A 17305-nucleotide genomic window follows, 5' to 3' on the forward strand; every position below is an offset into this window, starting at 1 on the left:
AACCGGTGCTTTGCGACCTGCGGTTGGCGCACGGAACAGGGACCTCAGGCCAGGCCTTCAGGGGGAGGAACGATGGCGGACAGCTTCGGCCCGGTGCACCACCCGGGCGGCTCCGACGCCCCGGTGGGCGGGGCGGACGCCGGTGACGGGCGGGACGGCGGCGCCGAGGGCACGGAGGGCGGCGCGTCCCCGTACCGCAAGGAGCCCATCCGGGTCCTGGTGGTGGACGACCACGCGCTCTTCCGGCGCGGACTGGAGATCGTCCTCGCGCAGGAGGAGGACATCCAGGTGGTGGGTGAGGCGGGCGACGGCGCGGAGGCCGTCGACAAGGCCGCCGACCTGCTGCCCGACATCATCCTGATGGATGTGCGGATGCCCAAGCGTGGCGGCATCGAGGCCTGCACCTCCATCAAGGAGGTGGCCCCCAGCGCCAAGATCATCATGCTGACGATCAGCGACGAGGAGGCCGACCTCTACGACGCGATCAAGGCGGGCGCGACCGGCTACCTCCTCAAGGAGATCTCCACCGACGAGGTCGCGACCGCCATCCGCGCGGTCGCCGACGGGCAGTCGCAGATCAGCCCCTCCATGGCGTCCAAGCTGCTCACCGAGTTCAAGTCGATGATCCAGCGCACCGACGAGCGCAGGCTGGTGCCCGCGCCCCGGCTGACCGACCGGGAGCTGGAGGTCCTCAAGCTGGTCGCCACCGGCATGAACAACCGGGACATCGCCAAGGAGTTGTTCATCTCCGAGAACACCGTCAAGAACCACGTCCGCAACATCCTGGAGAAGCTCCAGCTGCACTCCAGGATGGAAGCGGTGGTGTACGCGATGCGGGAGAAGATCCTCGAGATCAGGTGATCTCAGGTGAGCCGGGCCAGGGCGGCGGCCAGCTCGGTGGCGAGCTCCGGACGGTCGACGCGCTCGATCCGCACCGCGTCGCAGCCCACCCACTCGGCGGCCTCCCGCAGCGCCTCGGCCATCGGGACCACGGCCTTGGGGGAGACCAGCGACACCTGCTTGGCCACCAGCGTCGTCCCCTCGCGGGCCGGGTCCACCCGGCCCACCAGCTGCCCGCCCGCGAGCAGCGGCATCGCGAAGTAGCCGTGTATCCGCTTCGGTTTCGGGACGTACGCCTCCAGGCGGTGGGTGAAGCCGAATATCCGCTCCGTGCGCGCCCGCTCCCAGATCAGCGAGTCGAAGGGCGACAGCAGGGTCGTGCGGTGGCGGCCGCGCGGCGTGGCCGCCAGGGCCTCCGGGTCGGCCCAGGCGGGCTTGTCCCAGCCCTGCACCCGCACCGGCACCAGCCCCGAGTCGGCGACCACCGCGTCGAACTGCTCGCCCTTGAGCCGGTGGTAGTCGGCGATGTCCGCGCGCGTGCCCACGCCCAGCGCCTGCCCGGCCAGCCGCACCAGCCGCCGCAGACACTCCCTGTCGTCCAGCTCGTCGTGCAGCAGGTGGCCGGGGACGGCGCGCTCGGCCAGGTCGTACACCCGCTTCCAGCCGCGCCGCTCGGTGCACACCACCTCCCCGTACATCAGGGCCCGCTCGACGGCGACCTTCGAGGCGGACCAGTCCCACCATTCGCCGCCGTTCTTCGCGCCGCCGAGCTCCGTGGCGGTCAGCGGCCCCTCGGCGCGCAACTGCTTGATCACCGTGTCGTACGCGCCGTCCGGCAGGTCGTGGTGCCACTGCGGGCGGGCCCGGTAGGCGCGGCGGCGGAAGGCGAAGTGCGGCCACTCCTCGATGGGCAGGATGCACGCCGCGTGCGACCAGTACTCGAAGGCGTGCGTCTCCGTCCAGTACGCCGCGTCGACGGTCTTGCGGCCGACGGCGCCGAGCCGTGCGTACGGAACCAGCTCGTGGGACCGGGCCAGCACCGAGATCGTGTCCAGCTGGACGGCGCCGAGCCGGCGCAGGACGCCGCGCACCCCGGCACGGCGGTCCGGCGCCCCCAGGAAGCCCTGGGCGCGCAGCGCGATACGACGGGCCTCGTCGGCGGAGAGTTCGGCGGTCGGGCTCGGCATCGTGGTCATGCTCGGCACGATAGAGGGCGGCACTGACAGTCGGACCCGGCGGTCGGACCTGGACCGGTGGGCCCGGGAAGGGCACCCGGCGGGCCCGGGTCCGAGCACTTTTCGGGTTCGGCGGCACCTTCGGCGCGCCCCGCGCGTTCTCCTTGCGGGCGGCATGTCGGCGCGGCGGTCGGCTCAGGTGGGCGCGGACCTCCCAGCGCGGCGGCGTCCTCGCTTACGATGGCCGTTGCGGTGGGGCCCACCTGCCGTGCCCGTGCCAGTGTCCATGACAAGACCTAGTGCCAGGCCCGACCGGCAAGGAGACCAACCTCAGTGTCCGTCTTCAACAAGCTCATGCGTGCAGGCGAAGGCAAGATCCTGCGCAAACTGCACCGCATCGCGGACCAGGTCAACTCCATCGAAGAGGACTTCGTCAACCTCTCCGACGCCGAGTTGAGGGCGCTCACCGAGGAGTACAAGCAGCGGTACGCCGACGGCGAGAGCCTCGACGACCTGCTCCCGGAGGCGTTCGCCACCGTGCGCGAGGCGGCCAAGCGCGTCCTCGGACAGCGCCACTACGACGTCCAGCTGATGGGCGGCGCCGCGCTGCACCTCGGTTACGTCGCCGAGATGAAGACCGGTGAGGGCAAGACCCTCGTCGGCACGCTCCCGGCGTACCTCAACGCGCTCTCCGGCAAGGGCGTGCACCTCATCACGGTCAACGACTACCTGGCCGAGCGCGACTCGGAGATGATGGGCCGCGTCCACAAGTTCCTGGGCCTGACGGTCGGCTGCATCCTCGCCAACATGTCGCCCGCCCAGCGCCGCGAGAAGTACAACTGCGACATCACGTACGGCACGAACAACGAGTTCGGCTTCGACTACCTCCGCGACAACATGGCGTGGTCCAAGGACGAGCTCGTCCAGCGCGGCCACAACTACGCCATCGTCGACGAGGTCGACTCCATCCTGGTCGACGAGGCCCGTACGCCGCTGATCATCTCCGGCCCGGCGGACCAGGCCACCAAGTGGTACGGCGACTTCGCCAAGCTGGTCACCCGCCTCAAGCGGGGCGAGCCCGGCAACCCCCTCAAGGGCATCGAGGAGACCGGCGACTACGAGGTCGACGAGAAGAAGCGCACCGTCGGCATCCACGAGTCCGGCGTCGCCAAGGTCGAGGACTGGCTGGGCATCGACAACCTCTACGAGTCGGTGAACACCCCGCTCGTCGGGTACCTGAACAACGCCATCAAGGCCAAGGAACTGTTCAAGAAGGACAAGGACTACGTCGTCATCGACGGCGAAGTCATGATCGTCGACGAGCACACCGGCCGTATCCTCGCCGGCCGCCGCTACAACGAGGGCATGCACCAGGCGATCGAGGCGAAGGAAGGGGTGGACATCAAGGACGAGAACCAGACGCTCGCCACGATCACCCTGCAGAACTTCTTCCGCCTCTACGACAAGCTCTCCGGCATGACCGGCACGGCCATGACCGAGGCCGCCGAGTTCCACCAGATCTACAAGCTGGGCGTCGTCCCGATCCCGACGAACAGGCCGATGGTCCGCAAGGACCAGTCGGACCTGATCTACCGCACCGAGGTCGCCAAGTTCGCCGCGGTCGTCGACGACATCGAGGAGAAGCACAAGAAGGGCCAGCCGATCCTCGTCGGTACGACGTCGGTCGAGAAGTCCGAGTACCTGTCGCAGCAGCTGGCCAAGCGGGGCATCCCGCACGAGGTGCTCAACGCCAAGCAGCACGACCGGGAGGCGACGATCGTCGCCCAGGCCGGCCGCAAGGGCGCCGTCACCGTCGCCACCAACATGGCCGGCCGCGGTACGGACATCAAGCTCGGCGGAAACCCCGACGACCTCGCCGAGGCGGAGCTGCGCCAGCGCGGCCTGGACCCGGTCGAGCACCCGGAGGAGTGGGCCGCCGCGCTGCCGACCGCCCTGGAGAAGGCCGAGCTCGCGGTCAAGGCCGAGAACGAAGAGGTCAAGAAGCTCGGCGGGCTCTACGTGCTGGGCACCGAGCGGCACGAGTCGCGGCGTATCGACAACCAGCTGCGCGGCCGTTCCGGCCGTCAGGGCGACCCCGGCGAGTCCCGGTTCTACCTGTCGCTGGGCGACGACCTGATGCGGCTGTTCAAGGCGCAGATGGTCGAGCGCGTGATGGCGATGGCCAACGTCCCCGACGACGTGCCGATCGAGAACAAGATGGTCACGCGCGCGATCGCGTCCGCGCAGTCGCAGGTCGAGCAGCAGAACTTCGAGACGCGTAAGAACGTCCTGAAGTACGACGAGGTGCTCAACCGCCAGCGCGAGGTCATCTACGGCGAGCGCCGCCGCGTCCTGGAGGGCGAGGACCTGCACGAGCAGATCCGGCACTTCATGGACGACACGATCGACGCGTACATCCAGGCGGAGACCGTCGAGGGCTTCGCCGAGGAGTGGGACCTGGACCGGCTGTGGGGCGCGTTCAAGCAGCTATACCCGTGCAAGGTCACCATCGAGGAACTGGAGGACGCGGCCGGCGACCGTGCCGGGATCACCGCCGAGTTCATCGCCGAGATGGTCAAGGAAGACATCCACCGGCAGTACGACGAGCGTGAGAAGCAGCTCGGCTCGGAGATCATGCGCGAGCTGGAGCGGCGCGTGGTGCTGTCCGTGCTGGACCGCAAGTGGCGCGAGCACCTCTACGAGATGGACTACCTCCAGGAGGGCATCGGCCTGCGCGCCATGGCGCAGAAGGACCCGCTGGTCGAGTATCAGCGCGAGGGCTTCGACATGTTCACCGCCATGATGGAGGGCATCAAGGAGGAGTCCGTCGGCTACCTGTTCAACCTGGAGGTCCAGGTCGAGCAGCAGGTCGAGGAGGTCCCGGTGCAGGACGCGGCCGCCGAGAGGACCTCGCTCTCCAAGGAGGACGCGGTGCCGGCGCAGGCGGGTGCCGCGCGTCCGGAGATCCGCGCCAAGGGCCTGGAGGCGCCGAGGCGGCCGGACCGGCTGCACTTCACGGCGCCGAAGGTCGACGGCGAGGGCGACATCATCGAGGGCGACTTCGAGACCGCCGACGGCGGCGCTCGGGGCGACGGTGACGGCATGACCCGTGCGGAGCGGCGCAAGGCCCAGAAGGGCGGGCGTCGCCGCAAGAAGTAACGCGGCCGCTCCAAGGCGTTGACGTCGGGGCCGGGGTACGCGCGCGTGGCGCGTGTCCCGGCCCCTGCCGCGTTTACGGGTGGTTTCCGCCGAGCTCCACGGCCGCGCAGCGCCACCTGCGGTCCTCGCCCTTCTCCAGGCGGAACGCCATCGCCCGGAACCGGTCGCCGGTCGCGATCGTCGCGAACGCCTCCACCACGCCGGGCCGCAGCGGGAACACGCCGCAGCGGCTGATCACGGGGCGGGCGGCGTGCGCGCCGCGGGCGCGCAGGGGCGTGTGCGGTGCGAGGCGGATCAGCTGGTCGTACGCCTCCCCGACGGTCTGGCCGAGCATCCAGTGGACCGGGCGCTCGCCGCTGAGGACGGCGAGCAGGCGCTCGGCGAACACGGCGTGGGGCGGCTGCGGCCGCCGGGGCCGGGTCTGCCGGACCGTGCCGGCCCCTCCAGGGGCCCGCTGGTCGCGGCGGCCGGCCGGTCGGGGCGTCTGCGGGCGCGTCGTCGTGCGGCTCGTCTGCGTGCGCGTGGCGGCGGTGGTCATGGCGGCCCCGTTCCGTCGGACCCGGCGTTCTACCGGGCGGTAACTTCGGTTGGGGATCTTGTACGGGGGCGGGGTGGGCGGCCGCAATCGCCATCGGCGGCCCGGTCGGGCGGGGAGAGGGTTCACCTATTCGGGTGATGGGGGCCTTGTGCGACCTGGATCGGGCGGCGGTCCGGTGTCCGTTTGTGGACGTGCGGGGCGGGTGGCCTCAGGGCCCCAAAAGGGGACCGCGCACGTATCCTGAGGACGTCTCCCGACTACGAAAGCGGCCTGCCATGCGCGTGTACGTCCCCCTGACGCTCCCCGGCCTCGCAGAGGCGCACAAGGCGGGCGAGCTCGGGCCCGGTCCGCTCACCGCCTACGCCGTGACGCCCGGACTGCGCGAGTGGTACATCTCCGACGACATCGAGGAGCTCGAGTACGCCGCGCTCAGCCGGGCCGCCGCGGCGTCGCTGCGGCTCGTCGCCGGTGACCCCCTCGCCGCGCGGCGGCGGGTGGTCGTCGCCCTCGACGTACCGGACCGGGCCGTGAGCGCCGACCCCGACGCGAGCCTCGACCCCGCGTCGGTCGGCGAGGTACGCGTCGCCGGGCCGGTGCCGCTGGCCAAGGCGGCCGCGGTGCACGCGGACGCGGACGACGCGACGGCGGACGTCTCCGCGGCGGCGGACGCGCTGGGCGCGGCGGACCAGGGGGACGAGGACGCGCAGTTCACGGTGGACGGGGCCGAGGACCACGAGCTGCTGTGGTTCGGGGTGCAGGAGATCCCCGCGCTGCTGGGCTGAGGGGCGTCGGGGTCGATTGTCGGTGGGGGCCGGTACCGTTTCGGCATGGGGAAGCGCGGCACCCACCTGGTGTGGGACTGGAACGGCACACTGCTCGACGACATCGACGCGGTCATAGGGGCGACGAACGCGGCGTTCGAGGAGATAGGCCTGGAGCCGATCACCCTCGAGCGGTACCGCGAGCTGTACTGCGTGCCGGTGCCCGTGTTCTACGAGCGGCTGATGGGCCGGATGCCCACGGAGGCGGAGTGGGCCGTCATGGACGGCGCGTTCCACCGGCACTACTGGGTGCGGGCGGAGGCGTGCGGGCTGACGGCCGGGGCGGCGGAGCTGCTGGCGGCCCGGCAGGAGGCCGGGTACACGCAGTCGCTGCTGTCGCTGGCGCCGCACGACCAGCTGGTGCCGTTCGTGCGGCGGCACGGCATCGAGTCGCGGTTCGTCCGCGTGGACGGGCGCATGGACACGTCCACGGCCGGCAAGGCCGCGCACATGGTGCGGCATCTGCTGGCGCTGGACGGGACCGTGGCGTCGTCGCCGGAGCGCGTGTGCGTCATCGGCGACGCGGCGGACGACGCGCTGGCGGCGGCGCACGTGGGCGCGAAGGCGGTGCTGTACACCGGGGGGTCGCACAGCCGGGCGAGCCTGGAGGCGGTGGGGGTGCCGGTGGTGGACTCGCTGGAGGAAGCGGTGGCGGTGGCGGAGGAGCTGGTGGCGTAGGGCCGCTTGCCCTGCGGGTCCGAGAGGGCGTCTGTCGCTGTCCAGAGTGTCAAACTTCCCCACCGGGATTTGTACACATACGGCTCATGACGGGGTCGGGGGGAAGAGCGATAGCCTGGACCCGTGATCAGCGCTATACGCCGAGGGGGCAGCGAAGCCCCCGGCCTGCGCCCGGGATGCCATCGTGCCCGGGCGAGCGCTGATTTTTCGTTTGCGGGGCGTTCGGCAAAATTGGCCGATAACGGCCCGGACATCTCTCATCGCGGCATAACGTCGCCTCAGACCGGAAACCCCGCGTCGTGGCGTTGTGTCACTTTTTCTTTCACCTACGTCACGCAACGGCGCGCGACAGGAGCCAGAGGACATGCAGACCAAGCTGGACGAAGCCAAGGCCGAGCTGCTCGAACGGGCTGCCCGGGTAGCTGAGAACAGCCCGGTCGGGGGGCGACTCGCGATCGGGACCGAGGACGGGGAGCGACCGGACCGGGACACCGTTCTCGACTACCTCCAGCGCTACTACCTGCACACCGCTCCGGAGGACCTCGCGGACCGCGACCCCGTCGACGTCTTCGGCGCCGCGCTGTCCCACTACCGGCTGGCCGAGAACCGCCCCCAGGGCACCGCGAACGTCCGCGTGCACACGCCCACCGTGGAAGAGAACGGGTGGACGTGCAGCCACTCCGTCGTCGAGGTCGTGACCGACGACATGCCGTTCCTCGTCGACTCGGTGACCAATGAGCTGTCCCGCCAGGGGCGCGGCATCCACGTCGTCATCCACCCGCAGGTCGTCGTCCGCCGTGACGTGACCGGCCAGCTGATCGAGATCCTCCCCGCCGAGACGCAGGTCCACGGCGGCCTGCCGCACGACGCCCTCACCGAGTCGTGGATCCACGTCGAGATCGACCGCGAGACCGACCGCGGCGACCTCAAGCAGATCACCTCCGACCTGCTGCGCGTCCTGTCCGACGTCCGCGAGGCCGTCGAGGACTGGGAGAAGATGCGCGACGCCGCGCTGCGCATCGCCGAGGACCTGCCGCGGGAGCCGATCGCCGAGGACCTGCGCTCCACGGAGGTCGACGAGGCCCGCGAGCTGCTGCGCTGGCTGGCCGACGACCACTTCACCTTCCTCGGCTACCGCGAGTACCAGCTCACCGAGGACGACGCCCTCGCCGCCGTCCCCGGCACCGGTCTCGGCATACTGCGTTCGGACCCGCACCACAGCGGCGACGAGGCCCACCCCGTCTCGCCGTCCTTCAACCGCCTGCCGCGCGACGCCCGCGCCAAGGCCCGCGAGCACAAGCTGCTGATCCTGACGAAGGCGAACAGCCGCGCCACCGTGCACCGGCCCTCGTACCTCGACTACGTCGGCGTCAAGAAGTTCGACGCCAACGGCAACGTGATCGGTGAGCGGCGCTTCCTGGGGCTGTTCTCGTCCGCCGCGTACACCGAGTCCGTGCGCCGCGTGCCGGTCATCCGCCGCAAGGTCGCCGAGGTCCTGGAGACGGCGGGCTTCTCGCCGAGCAGCCACGACGGCCGCGACCTGCTCCAGATCCTGGAGACGTACCCGCGCGACGAGCTCTTCCAGACGCCCGTCGACCAGCTCGAGGCGATCGCCACGAGCGTGCTGTACCTCCAGGAGCGGCGCCGGCTGCGCCTCTACCTGCGCCAGGACGAGTACGGGCGCTACTACTCCGCGCTCGTCTACCTCCCGCGCGACCGCTTCAACACCACCGTCCGCGAGCGCCTGACCGACATCCTCAAGGAGGAGCTCGGCGGCACCAGCGCCGACTTCACCCTGATGAGCACCGAGTCGGTGCTGACCCGGCTGCACTTCGTCATCCGCGTCCCGCAGGGCAGCGAGCTGACCCCGCTCACCGACGCCGACGTCGAGCGCATCGAGGGCCGGCTCGTCGAGGCCGCCCGCTCCTGGGACGACGGCTTCGCCGAGGCGCTCAACGCCGAGACCGGCGAGGAGCGCGCCGCCGAGCTGCTGCGCCGGTACGCGGGAGCCTTCCCCGAGGGCTACAAGGCCGACCACACGCCGCGCGCCGCCGTCGCGGACCTGGTCCACCTGGAGCAGCTGATTAAGGGCGAGAAGGAGTTCGCGCTCTCCCTCTACGAGCCGGTCGGCGCGGGCCCCGGCGAGCGCCGCTTCAAGATCTACAAGACCGGTGCCCAGGTCTCCCTCTCCGCCGTCCTGCCGGTCCTCAACCGCCTCGGCGTCGAGGTCGTCGACGAGCGCCCGTACGAGCTGCGCTGCGCGGACCGGACGAGCGCGTGGGTCTACGACTTCGGCCTGCGCATGCCGCACACGGCCGGCGGCGCCGCCGGTGCCAACGGCGCCGACTACCTCGCCGACGACGCGCGCGAGCGCTTCCAGGAGGCGTTCGCCGCGACCTGGACCGGCCGTGCCGAGAACGACGGCTTCAACGCCCTCGTGCTGAGCGCCGGGCTGAACTGGCGCGAGGCGATGGTGCTGCGCGCGTACGCGAAGTACCTGCGCCAGGCCGGTTCGACCTTCAGCCAGGACTACATGGAGGACACCCTCCGCAACAACGTCCACACCACCCGGCTGCTGGTCTCCCTCTTCGAGGCGCGCATGGCGCCCGAGCGGCAGCGCGCCGGCACCGAGCTGATCGACGGCCTGATGGAGGAGCTGGACGGCGCGCTCGACCAGGTCGCGAGCCTGGACGAGGACCGCATCCTGCGCTCCTTCCTCACCGTCATCAAGGCGACCCTGCGCACCAACTTCTTCCAGAAGACGGAGAGCGGCGAGCCGCACGCGTACGTGTCGATGAAGTTCGACCCGCAGGCGATCCCGGACCTGCCCGCGCCGCGCCCGGCGTTCGAGATCTGGGTGTACTCGCCGCGCGTCGAGGGCGTCCACCTGCGCTTCGGCAAGGTCGCCCGCGGCGGTCTGCGCTGGTCCGACCGGCGCGAGGACTTCCGTACCGAGATCCTCGGCCTGGTCAAGGCGCAGATGGTGAAGAACACCGTCATCGTGCCCGTCGGCGCCAAGGGCGGCTTCGTCGCCAAGCAGCTGCCGGACCCGGCCGTCGACCGTGACGCCTGGCTGGCGGAGGGCATCGCCTGCTACCGCACCTTCATCTCGGCGCTGCTCGACATCACCGACAACCTGGTGGCCGGCGAGGTCGTGCCGCCGGCCGACGTCGTCCGGCACGACGAGGACGACACGTACCTCGTCGTCGCCGCCGACAAGGGCACCGCGACCTTCTCCGACATCGCCAACGAGGTCGCCGTCGCGTACGGCTTCTGGCTGGGCGACGCCTTCGCCTCCGGCGGCTCCGCCGGTTACGACCACAAGGGCATGGGCATCACGGCCCGCGGCGCCTGGGAGTCCGTCAAGCGGCACTTCCGCGAGCTGGGCCACGACACCCAGACGCAGGACTTCACGGTCGTCGGCGTCGGCGACATGTCCGGTGACGTGTTCGGCAACGGCATGCTGCTCTCCGAGCACATCCGTCTCGTGGCCGCCTTCGACCACCGCCACATCTTCATCGACCCGAACCCGGACGCGGCCGTCTCGTACGCCGAGCGGCGCCGCCTGTTCGAGCTGCCGCGCAGCTCCTGGGCCGACTACGACAAGGAGCTGCTGTCCCCGGGCGGCGGCATCCACCCCCGTACGGCCAAGTCGATTTCGGTCAACGCGCACATGCGGGCCGCCCTCGGCATCGAGGCGGGCGTCACCAAGCTGACCCCGGCCGAGCTGATGAAGGCGATCCTCCAGGCGCCGGTCGACCTGCTGTGGAACGGCGGCATCGGTACGTACGCCAAGGCCTCCACCGAGTCGCACGCCGACGTCGGCGACAAGGCCAACGACGCCATCCGCGTCAACGGCGAGGACCTGCGCGTCAAGGTCGTCGGCGAGGGCGGCAACCTCGGCCTGACCCAGCTCGGCCGCATCGAGTTCGCCCGCAAGGGCGGCCCCGAGGGCACCGGCGGCAAGATCAACACCGACGCCATCGACAACAGCGCCGGTGTGGACACCTCCGACCACGAGGTGAACATCAAGATCCTGCTCAACGCCCTGGTGACCGACGGCGACATGACCGTCAAGCAGCGCAACAAGATCCTCGCCGAGATGACGGACGAGGTCGGCGCGCTCGTGCTGCGCAACAACTACGCGCAGAACGTCGCCCTGGCCAACGCCGTCGCGCAGTCCCCGTCGCTCCTCCACGCCCACCAGCGCTTCATGCGCCGCCTCAGCCGCGAGGGCCACCTGGACCGGTCGCTGGAGTTCCTGCCGACCGACCGCCAGATCCGCGAGCTGCTGGGCAACCGGCAGGGGCTGAGCCAGCCCGAGCTGGCCGTGCTGCTCGCCTACACCAAGATCACGGTCGCGGAGGAGCTGATCCACACGGATCTGCCCGACGACCCGTACCTGCGCGAGCTGCTGCACGCGTACTTCCCGTCCAAGCTGCGCGAGGAGTTCCCGGCGCAGATCGACGCCCACGCGCTGCGCCGCGAGATCATCACCACGGTGCTGGTCAACGACACCGTCAACACCGGTGGCTCGACCTTCCTGCACCGCCTGCGCGAGGAGACCGGCGCCTCGACCGAGGAGATCGTGCGCGCGCAGCTCGCCGCCCGCGCGATCTTCGGCCTGAGCGAGGTGTGGGACGCCGTCGAGGCCCTCGACAACAAGGTCCCGGCCGACGTCCAGACCCGCATCCGGCTCCACTCGCGCCGCCTGGTCGAGCGCGGCACGCGCTGGCTGCTGAACAACCGACCGCAGCCGCTCAAGCTCGCCGAGACCATCGAGTTCTTCGCCGAGCGCGTCGAGCTGGTCTGGGCGCAGCTGCCGAAGATGCTGCGCGGCGCGGACCTGGAGTGGTACGAGTCGCTGGTCGAGGAGCTCACCGCGGCGGGCGTTCCGGACGAGCTGGCGCTGCGGGTGGCCGGCTTCTCCTCCGCCTTCCCGACGCTCGACATCGTCGCGATCGCGGACCGGACGGGCAAGGACCCGATGGCGGTCGCCGAGGTCTACTACGACCTGGCCGACCGGCTGGCCATCACCCAGCTGATGGACCGGATCATCGAGCTGCCGCGCGCCGACCGCTGGCAGTCCATGGCCCGCGCCTCCATCCGCGAGGACCTGTACGCCGCGCACGCCGCGCTCACGGCCGACGTGCTCTCGGCGGGGAACGGCACCTCGACGCCCGAGGAGCGGTTCCAGGCCTGGGAGCAGAAGAACGCCGCGATCCTGGGTCGGGCGCGCTCGACGCTCGACGAGATCCACAACTCGGACGACTTCGACCTGGCCAACCTGTCGGTGGCGATGCGGACGATGCGGACGCTGCTGCGTACGCACAGCTGAGCCGTCCGACGTGCGGTGAAGGCGCCTCCCGCGATGCGGGGGGCGCCTTCGGCATACGGTCATGCGGTCATACGGTCGCGCGCCACAGCCGCCGGCAGGACAGCACGGCCGCCGCGATCAGCAGCGCGTTCCGTACGGCCACGACGGCGACGCCCGCCGGCGCGACGTTGATGACGTCGTCGTACAGCAGCGGGTACGCGAGCGAGCTGAGCGCCGCCGCGGGCAGCAGCAGGAGCGCGACGGGCCGCTGGGTGGTGTGCCGGGAGGTGAGGCAGACCGCCGCCAGGCCCAGCAGCCACACCATGTACTGGGGGCTGATCACCCGGCTGGTGACGGTGAAGAGGAGTACGGCGGCGAGGGCCGCGTCCAGGGGGGTGGCGGCGTTCCAGCGGCGTGACCGCAGCCGCCACACCAGCAGCCAGCACAGCGCGGCGGCGGTGAGCGCCAGGGCGAGGCGGGCGACGCTCGACACGTAGGGGCCGGTCAGCTCGAAGGCGCCGTAGCGGTACTGGACGGCGCCCGGCCAGCCGGCGAGCAGCCGGGCCAGCGACAGCGCGCTGCCGCCGAGCGACTCGATCTGCACGCCCCGGCTGCCCTGCTGGCGCAGGAAGTCGAGCGGGTGGGCGAAGGTGAGCACCAGGATCCCGAGGAGCGCGGCGGCCGCGACGGCGGCGGAGGCCCAGGCCCGGCGGGTCGCCCGCCCCCGGGGCGCGCCCAGCAGGACCAGCAGCGGCCACACCTTGACCATGGCGCCGAGCCCGGCGAGCGCCCCGCCGAGCCGGGCCCGGGGCCGCCGGGCGCCCAGCGCCAGCAGCGCGAGCACCGCGAGGGCCGTGACCTGCACGTCGTACCGGGCGAGCGGGAGGTGCAGCAGGAGCGGCAGCCCGCCGATCCAGAACCACGCGCCGGAGGTGCTGCGCCCGGGGCCGTTGCCGTTGCCGCTGCCGGCGCGCGCCGCGCGGGCGAGCGCGACCGCCACCACCGCGTCGGCGAGGAGCGTCAGCGCCACGAACGCCTGGTAGTACGTCAGCCACGGCACGGCCCCCGGGGCGAGGAGCACCAGCCCGGCGCCCGGCGGGTACTGCCAGGTGACGTCGCCCACCGGGAAGGCCCCGAGGGCGAGCAGCTCGTACCAGTGCCGGTAGAGCACGTACACCTCGCGCCCGACGCCGCCGATGCCGAGGGTGTCGTCCCACAGGAGCAGGAGCATGCCGGCGCGGGTGAAAACCCAGGCGGTGGTGAGGGCGAGTACGGCGGAGAGCGGCAGGCGGGCGCGGCCGCCGCCGAGCCGGTGCCGGGAGGAACCGGAGTGCCGGGAGGAACCGGAGTGCCGGGAGGAACCGTAGTGCCGGGAGGAACCGTAGTGCCGGGAGGCGCGGGGGTGGCGGGAGGTCGTCGTCATCTCAGCGCACTTTATGTTCCCTATGCGCCGATACCGACTATTTACGGCCCACCATCTGACCGTTTCTCGCCGTCCCTTGCTACTTCTTGTTCGTGTGCGCCTCGTACGCGTCGACGACCTCGTTCGCCGGCCCGTCCATCAGGATCGTCCCCGCCTCCAGCCAGATCGCCCGGTCGCACGTCTCCCGGATCGTGCCGTTGCTGTGGCTGACCAGGAACACCGTGCCCGCCTCGGCGCGCAGCTCGTTGATCCGCTCCTGGCTGCGCCTGCGGAACTTCGCGTCGCCGGTCGCCAGCGCCTCGTCGATGAGCAGCACCTCATGGCTCTTGGCGGCGGCGATGGCGAACCGCAGGCGGGCGCCCATGCCGGAGGAGTACGTCCGCATCGGGAGCGAGATGAAGTCGCCCTTCTCGTTGATCCCGGAGAAGTCGACGATCTCCTGGTAGCGGGCGTGGATCTCCTCGCGCGTCATGCCCATCGCCAGGCCGCCGAGGATGACGTTGCGCTCGCCGGTCAGGTCGCCCATCAGCGCCGCGTTCACACCGAGCAGGGACGGCTGGCCCTGGGTGTAGATGCGCCCCTGGCTGGTGGGCAGCAGCCCCGCGATGGCCTTGAGCAGGGTGGACTTGCCCGAGCCGTTGGTGCCGATGAGCCCGATGGCCTCGCCCTTGTACGCGACGAAGCTCACGCCCTTGACGGCGTGGACCTTGCGGGTGGCGGCCCGCGCCTTGCGGCGGTTCAGGATGCGGGCGAGGGGCGGGCCCTGCGGCTTGGTGCCCGCGCCCTGGACGGTGTACGTCACGTGGGCGCCGTCCACGATGACGGTCGGGACGCGCTCGACCGCGGGGGCCGGGGCGGGGACGGGGGTCGATTCGGTGGATGCGGTGAGTGTGTCAGCCACGGCCGTAGGTCTCCTCTGCCTTCCAGAAGTAGATGAAGCCGCCCACGAAGGCGAGCAGTGCCCAGCCGGACGCCGCGGCCCACACGTGGGGCGGCAGCCGGTCGGCGGTGAAGCTGTCGATGAACGCGAAGCGCACGAGGTCGATGTAGAGGGCCGCCGGGTTGTACTCCAGGGCCAGGCCGACGACGTGCGGGACGCGGTTGTCCGCCAGCACCTTGTCGATGCTCCACATCACGCCGGACACGTACATCCAGGTGCGCAGCACGAAGGGCATCACCTGGGCGATGTCCGGCGTACGGGCCGCCAGGCGGGCCATCACCAGCGAGACGCCCGCGTTGAAAAGGGACTGGAGGAACAGGGCGGGCGCGGCCAGCAGCCAGGACCAGCCGGGCCGGACGCCGAAGCAGAACAGGATGACGATGAGCGCGCCCAGCGAGAAGGCGAGCTGCTGGAGCTGCTGCAGCGCCAGCGAGACGGGCAGGCTGGCGCGCGGGAAGTGCAGCGCGCGGACCAGGCCGATGTTGCCGCTGATGGCGCGGGTGCCGACGGCGATGGAGGAGGACGTGAAGGTCCAGATGAAGACGCCGGTGACGAGGAAGGGGACGAAGTCCTCGACGTGGCTCCGGGTGTTCATCAGCACGCCGAAGATGAAGAAGTAGACGGCCGCGTTGAGCAGCGGGTTCATCAGCTGCCAGAGCTGCCCGAGCTTCGCCTGGCTGTACTGGGCGGTGAGGCGGGCCGTGGCGAAGGCGGTGATGAAGTGGCGCCGCGACCAGAGCCGCCGGGCGTACTCGGTCAGGGGCGGGCGGGCGCCGCTGACTGTCAGCCCGTGGCGCTGGGCGAGCTGCCGGAGGTCTTCCCCGGCGGCGTACGCACACGTACTCGTACTCGTACTCACTGCTCCTGCCTTCAGCCCTTCGCGTCGTGCCCCATGGTCGGAACGGGACCGTATCGTCGTCACGGCGAGAGTAGGACGATCTGACGTCGGAACGCAACCGTCCCGTCGTGACGCGGGCGTCGCGCTATGATCCGGGGCATGACTGCACCGCCGACCCCGCCCCCCGGGAGCACGCGCCGCCGCGCCCCCGCCGGAGCCGCCGTGCTGCGGGAGGACGTGACCGATGCGATCAGGGCCGCCGTCTTCGAGGAGCTCGCGGCCGTCGGATTCGCCCGCATGTCCATCGAGGGCATCGCACGCCGCGCGGGCGTCGGCAAGACGGCGGTCTACCGGCGCTGGAAGTCCAAGCTGTCGCTCGTCCTCGACCTGCTGACCGCCTTCGCCACCCAGGGCCTCCCGGCCCCGGCCACCGGCTCGCTGTACGGCGACGTCCGCGCGCTGCTGGAGGTCGCCGCCCACGCCCTGCGCCACCCCGTCGCCTCCCAGGTCATCCCGGACCTCCTGGTGGAGGCGGCCCGCCACCCCGAGATCGCCGACGCCGTCAGGGCCCAGCTGCTCGACAGCCAGCAGGGCGTGGCGGCGGTCGTCGTCCGCGAGGCCGTCGAGCGCGGCGAACTCCCCGAGGGCGCGGACCCGGAGCGGGCGCTGGACCTCATCATCGGCCCGCTGTACTGGCGGCTCGTCGTCGTCCGCTCGCCCCTGCCGAAGGGGTACCTCGACGACCTGGCGCGCTCGGCGGTGGCGGCGCTGCGCGTCTGAGCCGCGTCACCCGCCGTCACCTGGTTGGACGCGGGCCCGGTGACCCCGCGGGCGCCCGGGGGTTGAGCCTGCCGTTCGTGTTCCGTGCAACGGTGAGGACGGTGGGCCGACAGTGCGTGCGCTGGGTATCGACGGTGCGTGGGTCATGGAACCGCGCGTGTTCCACGACAGCAGGGGCAGCTTCCACGAGTGGTTCCGGGCCCCGGACCTGGCCGCGGCCGCCGGGTACGGGCTGGGCCTCGCCCAGGCCAACTGCTCGGTGTCCAGCCGCGGCACCCTGCGGGGCATCCACTTCGCGGACGTCCCGCCCGGCCAGGCGAAGTACGTGACGTGCGTGCGCGGCGCGGTCCTCGACGTCATCGTGGACCTGCGCACCGGCTCGCCCACCTACCGCGCCTGGGAGGCGGTCCGGCTCGACGACCGGGACCACCGCGCCGTCCACCTCGCCGAGGGACTCGGCCACGGCTTCATGGCCCTCACCGACGACGCCACGGTCGTCTACCTCTGCTCGCGCGGGTACGCCCCCGCCCGCGAGCACGGCGTCCACCCGCTCGACCCGGACCTCGCCATCGCCTGGCCCGCCGACCTCACCCCCGTCCTGTCCGACAAGGACGCCGCCGCGCCCACCCTCGCCGAGGCCGAGCGCGGCGGACTGCTGCCGTTGTACGAGGCGTGTACGGAGTGGTACGCGACGCTGCGGGCGGCGACGCGGGCCGCTGACGGGACGCCGCGCATCCCGGCCGGGCGGTGACGGCCCACGTCGTTGGCGCACGGCGCGAGGGCGCGTGAGCCTAGG

At 71.3% G+C, this 17305-nt stretch carries 12 protein-coding genes; 7 read left to right on the plus strand and 5 right to left on the minus strand.

Annotated elements, in window-relative coordinates; genetic code table 11:
* Positions 1-72 precede the first annotated feature (72 nt).
* Positions 73-861, plus strand: a complete 789-nt coding sequence (locus tag ACIRNI_RS30765; RefSeq protein WP_403556500.1) for a response regulator — start codon at positions 73-75, stop codon at positions 859-861.
* Positions 862-863: 2 nt separating this feature from the next.
* Here ACIRNI_RS30765 and ACIRNI_RS30770 read toward each other — a convergent pair whose 3' ends face one another.
* Positions 864-2036, minus strand: a complete 1173-nt coding sequence (locus ACIRNI_RS30770) for a winged helix-turn-helix domain-containing protein (RefSeq protein WP_403556502.1) — start codon at positions 2034-2036, stop codon at positions 864-866.
* Between the two features lie 312 nt (positions 2037-2348).
* On the opposite strand from ACIRNI_RS30770, the gene secA reads away from it, so the two are divergent.
* A complete protein-coding gene (gene secA / locus ACIRNI_RS30775) occupies positions 2349-5174 on the plus strand; it encodes a preprotein translocase subunit SecA (protein WP_403556504.1) in 2826 nt (941 codons plus the stop codon).
* Between the two features lie 73 nt (positions 5175-5247).
* Here the strand turns inward: secA and ACIRNI_RS30780 are convergent, their stop codons facing one another.
* Positions 5248-5712 (minus strand): Rv3235 family protein, encoded by a 465-nt coding sequence (locus tag ACIRNI_RS30780; RefSeq protein ID WP_403556506.1) that lies wholly within the window; start codon positions 5710-5712, stop codon positions 5248-5250.
* 275 nt (positions 5713-5987) lie between these two features.
* Here ACIRNI_RS30780 and ACIRNI_RS30785 point away from each other — a divergent pair, with 275 nt between their 5' ends.
* The 3 genes from ACIRNI_RS30785 (at position 5988) to ACIRNI_RS30795 (ending at position 12549) form a co-directional block, all read left to right on the plus strand.
* Positions 5988-6494, plus strand: a complete 507-nt coding sequence (locus ACIRNI_RS30785; protein WP_403556508.1) for a DUF6912 family protein — start codon at positions 5988-5990, stop codon at positions 6492-6494.
* A 45-nt stretch (positions 6495-6539) separates the two neighbouring features.
* Positions 6540-7211 (plus strand): HAD family hydrolase, encoded by a 672-nt coding sequence (locus ACIRNI_RS30790; protein ID WP_355363548.1) that lies wholly within the window; start codon positions 6540-6542, stop codon positions 7209-7211.
* 364 nt (positions 7212-7575) lie between these two features.
* Positions 7576-12549 (plus strand): NAD-glutamate dehydrogenase, encoded by a 4974-nt coding sequence (locus ACIRNI_RS30795; RefSeq protein ID WP_403556510.1) that lies wholly within the window; start codon positions 7576-7578, stop codon positions 12547-12549.
* A gap of 67 nt (positions 12550-12616) precedes the next feature.
* Here the strand turns inward: ACIRNI_RS30795 and ACIRNI_RS30800 are convergent, their stop codons facing one another.
* The 3 genes from ACIRNI_RS30800 to ACIRNI_RS30810 all read right to left on the minus strand — a co-directional run bounded on the left by ACIRNI_RS30800 (position 12617) and on the right by ACIRNI_RS30810 (position 15750).
* Positions 12617-13951 (minus strand): glycosyltransferase 87 family protein, encoded by a 1335-nt coding sequence (locus ACIRNI_RS30800; protein WP_403556512.1) that lies wholly within the window; start codon positions 13949-13951, stop codon positions 12617-12619.
* 79 nt (positions 13952-14030) lie between these two features.
* Positions 14031-14771, minus strand: a complete 741-nt coding sequence (locus ACIRNI_RS30805) for an ABC transporter ATP-binding protein (RefSeq protein WP_403556581.1) — start codon at positions 14769-14771, stop codon at positions 14031-14033.
* A 73-nt stretch (positions 14772-14844) separates the two neighbouring features.
* Positions 14845-15750, minus strand: coding sequence for an ABC transporter permease (locus ACIRNI_RS30810; protein WP_403556514.1), 906 nt, complete (start codon positions 15748-15750; stop codon positions 14845-14847).
* 126 nt (positions 15751-15876) lie between these two features.
* Between ACIRNI_RS30810 and ACIRNI_RS30815 the strand changes: the two genes are divergently transcribed.
* Both ACIRNI_RS30815 and ACIRNI_RS30820 read left to right on the plus strand, forming a co-directional pair.
* Entirely contained in the window at positions 15877-16509 is a 633-nt protein-coding gene (locus ACIRNI_RS30815; protein ID WP_403556516.1) for a TetR/AcrR family transcriptional regulator, read from the plus strand.
* Positions 16510-16621: 112 nt separating this feature from the next.
* A complete protein-coding gene (locus tag ACIRNI_RS30820; RefSeq protein ID WP_403556517.1) occupies positions 16622-17260 on the plus strand; it encodes a dTDP-4-dehydrorhamnose 3,5-epimerase family protein in 639 nt (212 codons plus the stop codon).
* Positions 17261-17305 lie beyond the last annotated feature (45 nt).

It is taken from the genome of Streptomyces sp. NPDC093546 (genome assembly GCF_044765045.1).
Classification (GTDB): domain Bacteria; phylum Actinomycetota; class Actinomycetes; order Streptomycetales; family Streptomycetaceae; genus Streptomyces.